The following is a 14,369-nucleotide window of genomic DNA, read 5'->3' on the forward strand; positions in this document are numbered from 1 at the left end:
CCTACACTCGTTCCAAGGTGGGAATTATAATCAGTACCGTAAAAAAGGTCGTTTGTGCATTCTGATTCTGAAATACATCCGAAAAAGCCACTCATAAATTATGAATTGTGTGTGCAATATAGAAATATTCCTTCGGGAGGTGCATCATTTTTTTATTATGGATTTTAACATTTTATTAACCTGCTGAATATTGGCTTCATCTTAAATCGTTTACATCAGGTGATTCTTATAATAAACCCTGGTTGAACAGGCTGGAAAATTTTTTACCTTGCGCAAATTAAATCAACCAATCTTTACGCTTATGAAAAAAGTATATTTAAGTGCCATTTTGTTGGCTGTATGCGGAATTGTCAACGGACAGAAAATTGATCCTGTTGCTACGGAACTCTGGGAACCTGTGCCTCCGGTCGTTACTCCGGGAGAAAACGGTGCTCCTCCTTCCGATGCCATTGTGCTGTTCGACGGAAAAAATCTCGATATGTGGGAATCAGAGAGGGGTGGTCCTGCCCGATGGGAGGTTAAGGACGGCATTCTCACAATAGTTCCCGGATCGGGCGGAATTAAAACAAAAAAACCATTTGGCGACTGTCAATTGCACATTGAATGGCGTTCTCCTGAGAAAGGGGAGGGGGACGGACAAAACAGAGGCAACAGCGGTGTTTTTCTGCAGGGACGTTACGAAATTCAGGTGCTGGATTGCTATAACAATAAAACCTACTCCAACGGTCAGACCGGTTCGGTTTACAAACAACATATTCCGCTGGTAAATGCCTGCCGTAAACCTGGCGAATGGCAGACCTATGATATCATTTATACGGCTCCGCGATTCGGGGAAAGCGGACGGGTAGTTATTCCTGCCTATGTTACCGTAATCCACAACGGTGTGCTGATTCAGAACCATGTTCCCATCTGGGGCACCATTCAGTTTATCGGTCTGCCCAAATACCAGGTGCATAATCTGAAAGAACCCTTACTGCTTCAGGACCACAATTGTCCCGTCAGTTTCCGGAATATCTGGATACGGGAGCTTTAAAACTCATTGCTTTCTGCGTTCCTGAGGGTTTATCCCGGAATGTCAATGCGGGGTGGAACGAGCTAACCAGCTGAAAAAAATTTCCAATTTCCCATTTCCTGTTTTCTGTATAAGATCATGCTATGAAACCCACATGTTTTACAAACACAAACACAGCGGTAATAAAATGCCGAAGATGTGGGTTCCATCATACCATTGAAAATTAATTTTATTATGATGAAAACAAGAACACATTAATTGGAAATGGGAAATCGGAAATTCATCAATTGGAAATGGGAAATCGGAAATCGGAAATCAATGAATTCATTTCTTCCGGAAGGTTTGCCAGTTTGTTCCGTCGAAACGGGATATGCCGTTTTTGGTACCGAACCAGAAAACGGTAGCTGATTCTGCGGCGATAGAGTAAACTGTATTGTCGGCCAGTCCGTTCGATGCGGTATAGGATTCCCACCGGAGATAGCTGTCTTTGGCAGAACTGACAAGCCGGCTGACTCCGCCTTTGGTTCCGAACCATATTTTGCCCTGAAGGTCTTTGCAAATACACAGAACAGTGTCGTTAACAAGTCCATGGGTAGTATTCATTTCCAGCCACCCCTGTTTGGCAAAAGTTCCTTCATGAAGTACGGCTCCGGCATCGGTTCCGTACCATTGATCTCCATTTTCAAGGATTAGCACAGAATACACATTCATGCTCGGCAGTCCGCTCCAGGGTTGTTCATAAAGCGATGCCCCGCTGATACCATCCGGAGTCGATTTGATGCGCGCTACTCCATGGCCTCTGGTTCCGAAATAATTCCACCCGTCGCCGGAAGAACCAATAGCCTGGATAAAGTACTGCGCGAAGGTGAGCTTTATTTGCTGAGGTAATTCCGAAACGGTATTGTTGTGGTAAAAAGCTATGTTGTTATGATCTGCCATCCAGATATATCCCATAGGATCGTATGAAAGGCTCAGAATTGAATCTTTTCCGGCATCGGCACCGGGTTTATGAAGTGCTGTGAGTAAAGCAATTTCTTCTCCCGGTGCAGCAGGTGTTACCCCGTTATTTGTACCTGCATAAACAGTTACTTCGGTACCGGACACGAAATGGGTAAAAGAAAATACGGAATTTCCTCCCAGTCCTTCCCTGGTTGTAAATGTTTCCCAGTTTTTGTCGTTGTAAACAGAAAGTCCGTTTTCGGTTGCAAACCACTTCCGGCCCAGAGGGTCAATATAAATTGACCTGATAATATTTCCAGCTGGTCCATCGGTTTCTGATTTTTTATTATCGGGCCTGCAGCCTGTAAAAATCATCAGCAAGGCCAGAATCGGCGCAATCCACTGTGCTGTTCTTCCGGAAAATGAATAATAAACCATAATCGCAATTTGTAAAAATACACTTCCCGGACGATTTACCCTTAGTCAGGAAACGAAAAACAGCAGTATTCTTCGATTCTAGGGCTTGCTTAGCAAAGCCTTTCAGTGGTATGCCTAGACCACTTTTTCCTTATCCTTATCCCAGTAAACCTTTCTGTTTTCCCGCAGGGCAATGGTTGCCATATGGGCTGTGATGGCTTCCTGAAAGCCCTGCTGAATATTGCAGCTGGGTTGTATTCCTGCCCGGATGCAGTCAATCCATTCTTTTATATGCAGGTAGGTTGTGTCATAGCGTTTCCCTCCCCGATAGGTATACAGGAGACCGCGTTTGGCAAAATACTGTTCGGTAGCCGATGCAACTGCATCCACATTTTTTCTTCCCGGAATATAGGTGAATATAGGATTCTCCGGTTTGATAGTTCCTTTATCAATAAGGTTGCGATACCGTGTTGATTCCGGGTCAGCATACACCATAAGGTTATCGCTGACTTCCATGTATCCGTCGTGTCCCATAATTACTTTTCCCCGCTGACGATCACTGGCAAGCGTTGCACTGTACATCAGCGTGAAGTCCCGGTCGGGGTACTCGTATACAGCCTGAAAGACATCCGGTACGTCACGTCCATCCTTGTAGAAATAAATGCCGCCAGAGGCAACCGCAGAATAGGGAATGCCCAGTTCCAGAATCTGGTTCATGGCATCATATTCATGGGTCAGAAGGTCACCTGAGAGGCCTGTTCCATAGTCCCACCAGCAACGCCATCTGAAGAACCGTTCCAGACTGAACGGAACCTTGGGTGCCGGACCGAGAAATTGTTCCCAGTCAATCGTCTGCGGACTTGCTTCGGGATGAATATCATATACCCATGCACCGTTGGGATCGTTTCGGTTAGTACATACTTCAATGAGATTGATTTTTCCCAGAATGTTTTTCTGAATGACTTCCCTGGCTTTGGCATAGCTTTCTGTCTGCCGGCCCTGATGTCCCAGCTGAAAAACAATGCCCGTTTCTTCAACCGTTTTTCTGAGGGCGAAAGCTTCCTCAACGGTTTTGGTCATTCCTTTTTCTACATACACATGTTTTCCTGCGCGGGCCGCATCCATAGCCATTTGTGCATGCCAGTGATCCGGAGTGGCAATAATGACAGCATCAATGTCAGGGTCGGCCAGCAGTTCCTTATAATTTTTGTATACTTTGGCGGGTGTTCCCATTTTGCCATCCGTGCCTTCGCGGTGTATGTTGGCTGAGGCTTCCATTGCCCGTTTGGAACGAACGGTAAATACATCGCATACTCCGGCCAGAACAACATTCAGATCTTCCTGGGCAAGATAATCCTCATAGCGTTTATCGTTTTTGTTTTCTTTTGCTCCTTTTTTCCATTCATCGATTACCGAAGGATGGGCAAAACCGGCGGCCCGCACAAGGTGTTCTCCCCTGCCTCCGTAACCAATGATGCCCAGACGTATTGTTCTGCTATCCTTTGGCGGAGGCATCGGATGAAGCATGGGCGGTTCATATCCCAGGTCGAGTTCAAGCGACAATTCCTTGTTTTTCAGATTGGTGTACCGTTCCTTCTTCCATACGCCATATCCCAGAATTCCCAGTACCGGGAGCGTGGCAAGTCCTTTTAGTACATCCCTGCGTCCCAGCTTGGCAGGATGATTATGTTGGTTTTCCTTTTCCATCTGTTCTATTCCTTTTGAAATTATTTGCAATCAGTCCGCATTTTTGCCAAAAATAAACCTGTCGAGGCCAATGTGCCTTCCGGTGGGCAATACAAAGAGCACGGCCAGTGCAACCAGTTCAATCAAGGTCTTGTCAACCCAGAGATAGCTCCCGTCAGTCGGCAGTGCATAGGAAGCTCCCACAAAAGGTATGTGGGATAAGTAGTATAAAGCCAGAAGAACCATACCTGCTATTGTGGCTATCTGCGTAAAGCATCCCAGGATGAGTCCCAGACCAATGGCAAGCAGGCCGTACATATTGAGGTAGTCCACCACCTGCAGTACATTGGGATTTGATGCGAGAGAATGAAAAAATCCGGACAGAAATCCCTGCGAATCCATAAGGTATCCGAGAGAACTCCAGTTGGGATTCAATACTTTGACGATTCCTTCATAAAGAAAATGCCAGCCAATCAGCACCCTCAGAAGTACCAGAATGCTGAGCTGACCTTTTGTGTAACCGAAGTTTTCTTTTGTATTCACTTTTTCTGTTATTGATTAAAACAAATAATTCTATAGTATTTCAAAGAAATACCTGGTAAAATCTTGCATGAAAAACAAATCCCTTCCTTAACTGAGAAACGTCAGGAAAGTTTGAGGATTTTTATATTTCTGAAATAAACAACACTTCCGTGATCCTGCAATCCGATTTTACCTGATTTGGCAATTCCGTAATCAGGATAATCCTTCCATTTTCCTTCCTTTTTGAGTTTTTCCCACTCAGGCGTCCAGCGCTCAAATTCAACAATTTTCTTTCCGTTCAGCCAGTGCTCAACGTGGGTTCCGTTAACAATAATTTCAGCTTTATTCCATTCGCCGATGGGTTTGGCTTCAACATTCTGTGCCACATGCATGGCATAATCTGCACCGAGCTTTTGCCATTCTTCCAGCTTTTCAGGGAAGCCTTCATTGTCAATAAGCTGATATTCAGGACCAGTGGCATAAGGAACCGGATATTTTCCCTCAGTTACACCATAAAAAATACCACTGTTGGCTCCGGGTGTCAGCTTAAATTCCAGCGAAAGATGAAAGTTCCCAAAATCTTCGCGGGTTACAATATAACCGGTTGCATCACCTCCTTTACCGGTGGCTTTAATGCATCCGTCTTCAACCACCCAGTTGGAAGGAATGGAATCGGCATTATAACATTTCCAATGATCCAGAGATGTGCCGTCAAACAACAGCATCCATCCTTGAGCCTGTTCTTCGGGAGTGAGAACATTAACAACAGGATTTTTCTCTTCAGTAACCTGCTGTTTCTTTCCTTTACAGCCGGCAAGAATTATACCTGCCAGGGCAAAAATGAATACAACATTTTTCATACCGAAAAAATTTGCCATAAAAATAATAGGTTTTAAAAATAATCTTTCTGAGAAAAATTATTTTTTCAGAATTTATGGAAGATTTTCTGCGTTTTCCATAAAATGTTGCGGCAGTAAAAATTTTCTATGTGTTTCGGAACGGATGAAGATTCTTTTTTACCTTGCATTTCCAAACTAACCTTAAAACAACGTGATATGAAACGCTTAACCTTTCTTGTTCTCCTTATTGCCTCAGGGCTCGTTGCATCGGAATTTATATCAGCCCAGAATATTTCGGGTCTGGGTGATCTGTCAAGGATCAGGCAGGGAGTGCGTTCCGCCCGTATTAGCTCCTATGACCGTTCCGGAGGAAACGGCGATTGTCTTTCAGGAATCGAACCCGGAACCCGCAGAACCATTTTTGATGTAAAAGGTGCCGGTATGATTACGCACATCTGGATAACCATTGCGCCGGGACCTCCCGAATTGAGCCGCAACGATATCATTCTGCGCATGTATTGGGACGGAAATCCTTTTCCTTCGGTGGAATCACCTATAGGCCCTTTTTTTGGGCAGGGATGGGACGAAAGCTATGATTTTGTCAGTTTGCCTCTGGCCGCAGGCCCTGTTGAAGGGAAGGGTCTGGTTTCATACTGGCCGATGCCTTTCGCAAACGGAGCAAAAATTGAAATTGAAAACCAGTCGAACCGGAAAATTGATGCCTTTTATTATGCTGTTGATTTCGTGCAGATGGACAAACTTCCACCCGATCAGGGAAGATTTTGTGCATGGTACAATCACGAACTTACGGAAGCAAACCCTGACGGAGAGAATGAATGGGGATCCCTTGGGCCTCAGGGCAAAAATACGGATGGAAAGAACAATTACCTTATAGCCGACATAAAAGGAAAAGGTCATTATGTGGGCGTGAACTATTTTGTACATTCACCCGGCCCTATGTGGTATGGAGAAGGGGATGACATGATTTACATTGATGGCGACAGTACACGCACCTTGTTCGGAACAGGAACCGAAGATTATTTCAATATGTCGTGGTGCCCGAAAACGGAGTTTTCGCACCCTTATTATGGTTTTGGCAGGATTAACAACGATATGGGCTGGATCGGACGTACACACCTGTATAGGTTTCACATCGCTGATCCGGTTTTTTTCGATAAGTCGTTGAGGGTCACTATTGAACACGGACACAACAACTGCCTGACCCTTGATCTGGCCACTGTTGCTTACTGGTATCAGCAGCCTCCCTTGCAGATGCTTCCGCCTATACCGGGAAAGGATGAACGCGCACCAAAGCCTTTTATTCAGCCTTACGATATCCATAAATGGCGCGATGCATGGAGAAAAAACAAAGGATATGCTCCGAAATTATGGGGTAATGAGTAATTCCATCCAATCTGATGAATGTATCAGATCATATTTTGATATAGGCGGGGTTAATTAAAATCGGGGTATTCGGTGCAGAGAAGATACTGTGCCGGCTCATCTTCCGTGATTTCCGGAAAACGGCCTACGGGCTCAAGAAAACGGTTGTCATTTACGTCATTGTTCACCATGGATACTTCACCGACCATCGTCATGCCGTTTTCAGCCCAGAATTTATGGTAAACATATGGTTCGAGGCAGATGCTTTCTCCTGGCTTAAGGCGGACAATGTCACCGGCGTTCACCTGGTGCGTTACCCCGTCAATTTGTACGGTGAACGATTCACTGCTCAGGGTTTCATCCACGGCCGATTTCCAAAGCTGGATGCAAAGCCGTCCCCCGCCCCGGTTGATGATATCTTCCATTTTCTGCCAGTGAAAATGGGTTGGAGTGATTTGCCGGTCGCGGACAATCATGATTTTTTCCGCATAGGTTTTTCGGAAGACCGGATGACCAGGCTTTCCGTTGCGAAGGGTAAACAGCAGCAAACCTGTTTTTTCAAAATTCCCGCTGCCGAAGTCAGTTAAATCCCATCCCAGCATATTCTCTTTTATTTCCAGATACTCCATCCCCCTGGTTTTCCATTCATCCGGGCTAAAATAAGCCCAGGGCGGCAAACGGAAATAGAACTTGTCGAAAAAAGAAATGGCCTCCTCAATGTATCTGTTGATCTCTGAACGGTTCATTCTCTGTTACATTTTGGAATTTCAATGAAAACAGGCAACAAAGTTAGCAAAATACTTGGCAGGGTAAGAATATCCTGCGGGGCTTTTCCATGAAAGCATGCTTTTAATTGACGGATGTTTTCTGCGAAAAAGGATTTGTACCGGTTAACTGCAGTAAGTGTCCCTTACGGTGAGTATTCTGAATGCTGATTCCGGTGCTTCAGAAACAAGGCTGTGGAATGCCAGCACTTCCTTCTCTTCACCGGGAAGCATGTCGAAAAAGTTGTCAGAAAACCGGGTTTGAGGAAGCGAACAGGCAATAAAAACATTTTTGGCAAAACCGGAAGTGTTCAGTATGATGCGGGTTCCTGAGGCCACTGGTTCAAATTCGGCCCGAATTTTCGGGTCGGGTAACTCCAACTGGCTTACCGGAACCAAAAAGAAAAGCTTTTCAGAAAGAAGCCTGAGTTTCTCCGTCAGAGCGATATGCAGAACTGTGTATCGCAAATCAATATCTCTTGTCCATTCCAGTATGGGCTGCTGAAAGCAACTGCGGGAAACCCCGGATCCTGATCGCAATTGGGAACGAAATGACTTTTTGATGATCCCATCAAAATCAATCAGTTGTACCTGAAGAGTTGCCGATATAGTATGAGGCAAATCCGAAACAATGGTGATTTCAATTTTTTTCTTGTCTGCAGAAGGAATTATCAGTACAGGAGCAAAGTAATTCTTCAGGTGGTATTGTATGGCTTTATAGTTTCCGTAATAATCAATTCCTGACCAGCTTGCGCAGGGCCAGCAGTCGTCCAGTTGCCAGTAGAGGGAACCCATGCAGGAGGGTTTGGCTTTCCTGTGCGCTTCAATGGCAGTCTTCAGGGCCAGGGACTGCATCAGCTGGCTCAGGTACACAAACGACTCAAAATCTTTTGGCGGGCGAAATTCCTCGAGCAGATGGCGTTCCACCAGTTCTCTTCCTCCGGGCCAGCCCTGATGGGCTTCCATTACCTCGGAACGGGGATCATAATCCTCCGGCAGAGCATATTGTTTTATGGTTTCCAGGGCAGGATAGCTTTTGAAGCCATACTCGCTCATAAAACGGCCAACATTGGATGTGTAGGAACTCAGAGGAATGTCCTTCTTTATAATTTCCCAGTAGTGGAAATCTCCAGAAGTCAGTTCCGGCGGTCCGAGCATAAAGGAAGAGGGTGAAGACGGCCGGTAAGGGCGTTCCGGATCATATTTTTCCAGTACCGACGGAATGGTCTCATGAAACAGCTTTTTATATTCATCAAAAGCTTTCTTAACAAAGGGTTTGCCAATTTCTTCCTGCCAGCCCCAGTAATGAAATCCTTCCAGAACCTCATTATTTCCGCACCAAATAGCAATGCATGGATGATTCCGCAAACGGATAACATTATCCTTTATTTCTTCCTTTACATTCTGAAGGAATTCCCGGTCGGCCGGATACATGGCACAGGCAAACATAAAATCCTGCCATACCAGAATGCCGGCTTCATCGCACAGCTCATAAAAGTAATCGTCTTCATAATAAGCTCCGCCCCACACGCGCAGCATATTCATGTTGGCTTCCCTGCACGAATCTATCAATTGCTTGTATTGTTGGCGGGTAACTCTGTGCGGGAAAAAATCGGGAGGAACCCAGTTGGCGCCTTTCATAAATACCGGGATCCCGTTTACCCTGAAATAAAACGAAACTCCCTTTGCATCCGGTTCCTGGACAAGTTCAACAGTGCGGATGCCGGTTTTGATGGTCTTTTTTTGTACCCGCCGGGTTTCGTCTTCAAGAACCACCGAAATTTCATACAGGTGTGCCCGGCCAAGGCCATTGGGCCACCAACGTTTCGGCCTTTCTATAACAAATTCGATTTCTTCAGTCTGTTCTCCTTTCCGCATGGTCACTTCACTTCCGGCAAGCACGGTGTCGTTCAGCCATACCGAGAGAAAACAGCGGCCGCGATAAGCCCCCTTCAGGATGATTTCTGCTTTGATCAAAGCTCTTTCTTCTGTAACGCTGGCGGGTACAATATGAACATGCTCTATTGTGGCGGTATTCCAGCCGTTGAGATAAACAGGCCTCCAGATGCCGCAACCCACAAGCCGCGGACACCAGTCCCATCCAAATGTATAGGGAACACGACGAACAAAGGGACTAACCTTTGTCTCACTTTTTTCGTTATTGGCCGGGTAAGTTAACTGGGCCAGCCGGAGGTATTTTTCCCCTGTTTTGACGGGCGACTGAAAATGGATCAGAAGGATGTTTTCCCCCACTTTCAGGTGCTGTTTGACTTCCGCCTTCCATTGCCTGTACATATTGCACGTATGAAGCACAGGAATGTTGTTGAGCGAAACGTTCGCAAAAGTGTCGAGCCCCTCAAAAACCAGTTCAATCTGATCCCTTTCCAGCATCTCCTCATCAACCGTAAACCGGCAGGAATATTCCCAGTCCTCATTTTCAACCCACTGGGATGCTAAAAATTGTTGACGGAAAAAGGGATCAGGAATTTTTCCGTTGCTGAGCAGATCCGTGTGAACCGATCCGGGCACTGTGGCGGGCAGCCATTCTATGTCGCCTTTTTTTCTGAATACCCAGTTCTGGTGCAAAAACAATTGACGGATCATGGTGGCAGGGTTATCGGTGAAAACTCTCTCCTATAAACTTAAGAGCGTCTGTAATTCCTGTTCTCCAGTATTCCCAGCTGTGCCCTCCGTTTCTGACTCTGTATTCATGCGGTATATTGCGATCTCTCAGCAGGATGTGAAGGGTTGAATTGCCTTTATACAGGAAATCGTCATCGCCGCAGTCAATCCAGTACCGAACGTCCTTTTTCTTGTCGTCCGGCAACTGACTGAACAGGGCAATAACGCTGTTTTTGTACCAGTGTGGAGTGAGCCTGTCGGAGGGAGATGCAGTATAGCGGTTTGTAAAAAAACTCTTGTATTCTTCTTCAGACATATTTTTTATCTCTTCATCGGTCATGACTGCGGCACTCAGCGCCGCGCAGGCAGCAAATGTTTCCGGATGATGCAGGCTCCAGACCAGGCTGCCGTATCCTCCCATGGAAAGGCCCGCAACACCGCGAAACTCCTTTTCGGGCCGGGTACGGAATGTGGCATCAATGTAAGGAATAAACTCACTGAAAATCATATCCTCATATCGGTCTTTTCCCTGAACATCATTGATATACCAGGTGATTTTTCCATCCGGCATAACAATAATCATAGGCGGAATGGTGCCCTCTGCAATGGCCTTGTCGGCGGCATGCTGTACTTCTCCAAACTGAATCCAGCCCCATTCTTTGTCAGAATATCCGTGAAGCAAATATACCACAGGATAGCGGCGTTCCGACAACTGATAATCAGGAGGAAGATAAACGGCAAAATGCACCGCACTGTTCAGAATTTTGCTTGGCATCGATTGATTTTCCATTACTTTTCCGTGCAAAACATCTTGCCCGCTGGAGAGGAAAATAAAAGTGAACGTACAGGAAATGATTAGCAATAATTTTTTCATAGGATGTATGTTTTTGGTTAGCTCTCAATTCGTGACTTCCATATTCCGGCAGGGTGTGATGTTGAAACCCACAGGTTTTCCAAACAAAAACACCTTTTTATAAAACATGTGGGTTCCATCATGCCATTGAAAATTAATTGTAAATGATGAAAAAATTTGTTCATTGGTTTGTCGATTCGGGCTTTATTTTTCGGGTCCATATTTTTCCGGCATATGGCAGGGCTCTTTTCAATGCGTATCGCCAGTATTGCCAGGAATGGGTGCCTTCAAAAACGGCCGTTTCGCAAGGAACGTTGTGCTTTTCGAGCAAGGAGGCGAACAGTCTGTTCGATGTGTAAAAATAATCATCTTTGCCGCAATCGAGATAGAAAGAAAGCTGTTTTAAAGTATCTTCCGGGATCTGATCCAGAAGCAGGAAAGGATTATTTTCCTGCCAGTGAGCTGTTATTCGCTGGCTGGGAGCATCGTTGCGGCAGGAAAATACAGGTTTCAGGTTATTTTTCCATTGTGTTTCATCGGTTTTAAGCAGATCATCGTCTGTTCTCAGGGCAGCGCTCATGGCCAGTACAAGGTGGAATATGTCCGGATGTTTCAGGGCAAGGACTATTGCTCCGTAACCGCCCATGGATAATCCCCCGATGGCTCTGTGATTGGGATTGCGGCTGATATGATACTGTGCTTCGATATAAGGAATGAATTCCATGAGAAACATATCCTCCCATCTGTACTTTCCTCTGCAGTCATTAATGTTCCACGATGTTCCTGCGTCGGGTAATACAATCACCGCAGGAGGAAGAAACCCGCTCCGGATCGAAAAATCAGCAGTTTCTTTCAGGTTTCCTTCCGTAATCCACGTCCTGTGATGACTCCCAAAACCATGAAGAAGATACAGAACAGGATACTGTTTTTCTGACGAAGGAAAACCAGGAGGAAGATAAACGGCATAGGAAATTTCAGACCGGAGAATTTTGCTTTTGAAAACCAGGTTGTCAATAATAATGCTGTTCTTATCCTGCGCTTTAAGGGAAGTGAGGAAGTTCATACCTGGCAACAAAAGGCTCAGAAGAGCCATCTGTACTGCAAAATGCCGTTTCATTTTATTACAACATCAATTTGCTCATCGTTCAGTGTGATGTATGCGAAATGACCTTGTTTGAAAGGACCGGGATTGACAAGGATGGTATTTCCGATTCTGTCAGTCCCTGCTGATTCATGAATGTGTCCGCATAAACAGAGAAGAGGACTCGTAAGTTCAATAAATTCCCTGATGGACTGACTACCCGTGTGAACAAGTTTCATGGCTTTATCGGTGCGGGTTCCATAGGGTGGCTGGTGGGTAACCAGAACGAACTTTTTGGGTTTGCCGGCATTTTCATACGTTTCCTCAAGCCAGTTTTTGTAAAGGTTATCGCTGTATTCTGAAGGGGTTGTGCCCGGGCAGGGAAGGGAACCTCCGACACCGAGGAAAGTTACCTCCTGAATTATCCGGAACTTCCTGTGAAGGCTGATGTTTTGCGAAACCAGAAATTGCTCGACTCCCGGTTTGTCGCAGTTTCCGTGCAAAGCAAGAACATGCGGAAACATGGTTCTGACAGCATCAACAATTTTTTTCGCTTCAGGTTCCTCTCCAAAGTGCGTGATGTCGCCTGTGAGCAGAACCATGTCAGGCCGAAGGGGGTTACCCTCCCATTGACTGAGGAAGATTACATTGCCATGCAGGTCGGTCAGATGAAGAACAGAGAATTGCATAATCAATCAGATATCAATTCCCATAAGTGTTTTTAAAGCAAATCCAATGCCGAAAGAAAGGGCGGCAACACCGAGACTGACAAAGGTCATTTCCAGAAAACGCTTCCTGAAAGGGATGTCAGTGGCTACTGACAAATAGTAATTGAACAACCATATGATGATTACCGCCGTTGTCAGGGTTATTATCAGACTTATTATGGGCGTTGAAAGCAAAAGAAAGGGCAGTATGAGCAAAAGCACCGTGAAAATGTAAGCAATGCCTGTGTACAGCGCTGCCTTACCAGCTTTCTCTCCTGCATTTTCAGCCTTGTTCGACAGGTATTCCGATGCTGCCATGGAAAAAGCCGCTGCAATGCCCGTAATCAGGCCGGCCAGTGCAATAATCCTGTTGTTCTGAAGGGCAAAGGTAAATCCGGCCAGCGAGCCTGTCAGTTCAACCAGGGCGTCATTCAGCCCCAGTACCACGGAACCTACATACTGAAGTTTTTCTTCTTTGATCAAAGCAATAAGCTGGTGTTCATGAGAGTCTTCTTCAGCAGCAATGGCCATTGCTTCAGGAATAATTCCGGCCACTTTGCCGTAAACTTCTTCGGCTTTTTCTTCATTCTTTTCCATGAGCTTTATGCCGAAGGTGATGCCGAAGATTCGTGCAATCCAGTAATATTTGAGGATGGTTATTCTGGAAGGAGACTGGTCAATGCCGGTAAAACGCATCCAGAAATTGTAATGCTTTTTTTCATCCTCTGCTATGTTCCTGAGTACGGAAGCATTCGCAGGATCTTTGATATGCCGCGCCAGCATGGAATATACGTGGTATTCCGTAATTTCGTTTTTCTGCGCTCTTTTGATAACTTCCAGTATTTCTTTGCTCAGTTCAGCCATGGCTTTACAGTTTGTTTGTTATCTGTCTCAGGAAGGAAGGAATGGAGCAGAGCATGCCATAAGAAAATAAGCAGCACCCTGTGTGTCTCCTGAAAATGCCGGAAGATGGCGATACCCTTCTTCCGTGCGCAACGGGTCGGTGAAATAACTGACATTGGATACCGAACCATCCCGGTTCAGGTACTTAAGAACAGCCGTTACAGCCTTCAAAGCAGCATCAGTAAAAGGTTGTTCCGGAAGCCACTTTTTCTTCACGCCTTTCAGCAGGTAAAAGGCAAGCAATGCTGTTCCGCCCGTTTCAGGATAGGAATCCGGAGCATTGGTTAGCTGGTGCCACATTCCGTCTTTGCCCTGGAACGGTAGAAGACTGAGAGCTGTTTCATGCAACATGGAAACCATTTTTTCATATCCCGGATACGAGGGGGGAAAACAGTCAAGAACTTCCGATATACCCCTCAGGCACAATGCCTGAGCCTGGTTCCAGTAACCGGGCGATAAAAAGAGAGGATCATCGGCCCAGCCCCTGCCATGGTGCCATAAGCCTGTTTGTTCATTGCGAAGAACCTTTCTGTAAATACCAAACTGGTTTACGGCTTCATCAAACCACCCTGTATCTCCAGTTATGGCTCCGGTCCTTGCCATACAGGTGGCATAGCCCTGGAGAACCAGTACCGAAATTC

13 protein-coding genes are annotated in these 14,369 nt (G+C 45.7%); 2 read left to right on the forward strand and 11 right to left on the reverse strand.

The features are described from left to right. Nucleotides 1-301 precede the first annotated feature (301 nt). The gene (locus GX419_12695) at nucleotides 302-1,033 is read left to right on the forward strand and encodes a DUF1080 domain-containing protein (protein NLI25553.1); all 732 of its coding nucleotides are present in this window, start codon (nucleotides 302-304) and stop codon (nucleotides 1,031-1,033) included. Nucleotides 1,034-1,336: 303 nt separating this feature from the next. On the opposite strand, the gene GX419_12700 is transcribed toward GX419_12695, so the two are convergent. The 4 genes from GX419_12700 to GX419_12715 form a co-directional block, all read right to left on the reverse strand. Further along, on the reverse strand, nucleotides 1,337-2,389 hold the full coding sequence (locus GX419_12700; protein NLI25554.1) for a hypothetical protein: 1,053 nt from the start codon (nucleotides 2,387-2,389) through the stop codon (nucleotides 1,337-1,339). Between the two features lie 114 nt (nucleotides 2,390-2,503). Continuing rightward, the gene (locus tag GX419_12705) at nucleotides 2,504-4,075 is read right to left on the reverse strand and encodes a Gfo/Idh/MocA family oxidoreductase (GenBank protein NLI25555.1); all 1,572 of its coding nucleotides are present in this window, start codon (nucleotides 4,073-4,075) and stop codon (nucleotides 2,504-2,506) included. Between the two features lie 30 nt (nucleotides 4,076-4,105). Next, nucleotides 4,106-4,597, reverse strand: coding sequence for a DoxX family membrane protein (locus GX419_12710; GenBank protein ID NLI25556.1), 492 nt, complete (start codon nucleotides 4,595-4,597; stop codon nucleotides 4,106-4,108). Nucleotides 4,598-4,698: 101 nt separating this feature from the next. Next, nucleotides 4,699-5,436: a DUF1080 domain-containing protein gene (locus GX419_12715; protein ID NLI25557.1), complete on the reverse strand. Its 738-nt coding sequence runs from the start codon at nucleotides 5,434-5,436 to the stop codon at nucleotides 4,699-4,701. A 195-nt stretch (nucleotides 5,437-5,631) separates the two neighbouring features. On the opposite strand from GX419_12715, the gene GX419_12720 reads away from it, so the two are divergent. Continuing rightward, nucleotides 5,632-6,819: a DUF2961 domain-containing protein gene (locus tag GX419_12720; protein NLI25558.1), complete on the forward strand. Its 1,188-nt coding sequence runs from the start codon at nucleotides 5,632-5,634 to the stop codon at nucleotides 6,817-6,819. Nucleotides 6,820-6,869: 50 nt separating this feature from the next. Here the strand turns inward: GX419_12720 and GX419_12725 are convergent, their stop codons facing one another. The 7 genes from GX419_12725 to GX419_12755 all read right to left on the reverse strand — a co-directional run. After that, entirely contained in the window at nucleotides 6,870-7,544 is a 675-nt protein-coding gene (locus GX419_12725; protein ID NLI25559.1) for a D-lyxose/D-mannose family sugar isomerase, read from the reverse strand. A gap of 144 nt (nucleotides 7,545-7,688) precedes the next feature. After that, complete coding sequence (locus tag GX419_12730) at nucleotides 7,689-10,166, reverse strand: glycoside hydrolase family 2 protein (GenBank protein ID NLI25560.1); 2,478 nt, start codon at nucleotides 10,164-10,166, stop codon at nucleotides 7,689-7,691. Nucleotides 10,167-10,176: 10 nt separating this feature from the next. Beyond that, the gene (locus GX419_12735) at nucleotides 10,177-10,959 is read right to left on the reverse strand and encodes an esterase family protein (protein NLI25561.1); all 783 of its coding nucleotides are present in this window, start codon (nucleotides 10,957-10,959) and stop codon (nucleotides 10,177-10,179) included. A 259-nt stretch (nucleotides 10,960-11,218) separates the two neighbouring features. Beyond that, nucleotides 11,219-12,154: an esterase family protein gene (locus GX419_12740; protein NLI25562.1), complete on the reverse strand. Its 936-nt coding sequence runs from the start codon at nucleotides 12,152-12,154 to the stop codon at nucleotides 11,219-11,221. Beyond that, nucleotides 12,151-12,807: a hypothetical protein gene (locus GX419_12745; protein NLI25563.1), complete on the reverse strand. Its 657-nt coding sequence runs from the start codon at nucleotides 12,805-12,807 to the stop codon at nucleotides 12,151-12,153. Before GX419_12745 ends, GX419_12740 begins: the two co-directional genes overlap by 4 nt. A gap of 6 nt (nucleotides 12,808-12,813) precedes the next feature. Further along, a complete protein-coding gene (locus GX419_12750) occupies nucleotides 12,814-13,689 on the reverse strand; it encodes a rubrerythrin family protein (protein ID NLI25564.1) in 876 nt (291 codons plus the stop codon). Between the two features lie 27 nt (nucleotides 13,690-13,716). Continuing rightward, on the reverse strand, nucleotides 13,717-14,369 hold a 653-nt coding region (locus GX419_12755; GenBank protein NLI25565.1), incomplete at its 5' end, for a hypothetical protein.

The organism is Bacteroidales bacterium (assembly GCA_012517825.1).
GTDB lineage: Bacteria > Bacteroidota > Bacteroidia > Bacteroidales > JAAYUG01 > JAAYUG01.

Bases quoted from the DNA above. Each gene is read 5' to 3' on its own strand.
- GX419_12695 (NLI25553.1), top strand. From the start codon at position 302: ATGAAAAAAGTATATTTAAGTGCCATTTTGTTGGCTGTATGCGGAATT.
- GX419_12700 (NLI25554.1), bottom strand. From the start codon at position 2,389: ATGGTTTATTATTCATTTTCCGGAAGAACAGCACAGTGGATTGCGCCG.
- GX419_12705 (NLI25555.1), bottom strand. From the start codon at position 4,075: ATGGAAAAGGAAAACCAACATAATCATCCTGCCAAGCTGGGACGCAGG.
- GX419_12715 (NLI25557.1), bottom strand. From the start codon at position 5,436: ATGAAAAATGTTGTATTCATTTTTGCCCTGGCAGGTATAATTCTTGCC.
- GX419_12720 (NLI25558.1), top strand. From the start codon at position 5,632: ATGAAACGCTTAACCTTTCTTGTTCTCCTTATTGCCTCAGGGCTCGTT.
- GX419_12725 (NLI25559.1), bottom strand. From the start codon at position 7,544: ATGAACCGTTCAGAGATCAACAGATACATTGAGGAGGCCATTTCTTTT.
- GX419_12730 (NLI25560.1), bottom strand. From the start codon at position 10,166: ATGATCCGTCAATTGTTTTTGCACCAGAACTGGGTATTCAGAAAAAAA.
- GX419_12735 (NLI25561.1), bottom strand. From the start codon at position 10,959: ATGCCAAGCAAAATTCTGAACAGTGCGGTGCATTTTGCCGTTTATCTT.
- GX419_12740 (NLI25562.1), bottom strand. From the start codon at position 12,154: ATGAAACGGCATTTTGCAGTACAGATGGCTCTTCTGAGCCTTTTGTTG.
- GX419_12745 (NLI25563.1), bottom strand. From the start codon at position 12,807: ATGCAATTCTCTGTTCTTCATCTGACCGACCTGCATGGCAATGTAATC.
- GX419_12750 (NLI25564.1), bottom strand. From the start codon at position 13,689: ATGGCTGAACTGAGCAAAGAAATACTGGAAGTTATCAAAAGAGCGCAG.